This is a genomic window from Synechococcus sp. RC10B2 (assembly GCF_047502635.1).
The window spans coordinates 1-912 of record NZ_JANSHO010000003.1 but is presented as its reverse complement, the minus strand read 5'-3'; the positions used below and the strand labels follow the sequence as shown (position 1 = coordinate 912).

The following is a 912-nucleotide window of genomic DNA, read 5'->3' as shown; positions in this document are numbered from 1 at the left end:
TCCTCCAGCCCGCCAAGCTGCGCTGTGGCGGGAGTACCCCGGAGGTTCTGATGGAGAATATAGCCTCGAGGAGCAGCGACTTATCGAAGATCTCATCCGCTTCGACTGGCCGGAAGACCAGGGGAAAGATCTCGCTCCCCTCTCCCCTGAGAGGAGCTGGCGGCCCAGCTGCAGCGGGAGTTGCGGGAAGATTTCCTGCGCACGGCGGTGATGACAGCCGTTGCCGACGGGGTATATTCCGAGCCGGAGGACCGTCTGTTGCACCAATTGGCCGCTGCCTTCGGACTGGAGCTTCCCCAGCTCCACCTGCTCGGGGCCACGCTGGTCAATAAGGGCGCCACCTCGCCATTGCCGGCAGAGGCTCAGGCCGAGAGCGGCTATACCGACCTTTTGGCTCCCTTGCAGAAGTGGCTGGACGGCATCCAAGTCTGCGACGCGAAGGTAGCCCGCTTCTTGTGCCGTATGATCCCCGGCCAGTGCCCCTTTGAGCGGGAGGTGGTGCTGTTTGGCCGCAAGGTGATGCACATCCCCCCATGTGCAAGCTCAACCCTCTCTACGACCAGGTGGTGGCCTTGCGCTGCCGTGCCCTCTCCTTCCTGGCAGAAGCCGGGGAAGACATCAGCCAGTACACAAAAGGATAGCTTGGTAGCCCCGCACTTTAGTGCAGGGCGGAAAAGCCCGCTAGCCACTTTAGTCGCTTACCCATGATGTGGGCCGTTGATATAGTTTTGAATTACCTCAGCCCTAGCATTCCCCGCGGTACAGAAACAATAACTTCTGCTCCAAACGCTAGGCAGTTTTCGCAGGTTAGCAAACTCCTGCCTTAAATATTTAGAAGCTCTACTTTTGAATGCTTTACGAAGCGATGGGCAAGCTATGGTGAGCTTTGCGCTGAGATGGCGAGAACCCAAA

At 58.6% G+C, this 912-nt stretch carries 1 protein-coding gene and 1 pseudogene; one reads left to right on the top strand and one right to left on the bottom strand.

What is annotated here, in order from left to right:
* Positions 1-210 precede the first annotated feature (210 nt).
* Positions 211-641, top strand: a pseudogene (locus NW855_RS00355) (Mo-dependent nitrogenase C-terminal domain-containing protein).
* Between the two features lie 57 nt (positions 642-698).
* Here the strand turns inward: NW855_RS00355 and NW855_RS00350 are convergent.
* Complete coding sequence (locus NW855_RS00350; RefSeq protein ID WP_414508240.1) at positions 699-911, bottom strand: transposase; 213 nt, start codon at positions 909-911, stop codon at positions 699-701.
* Position 912 lies beyond the last annotated feature (1 nt).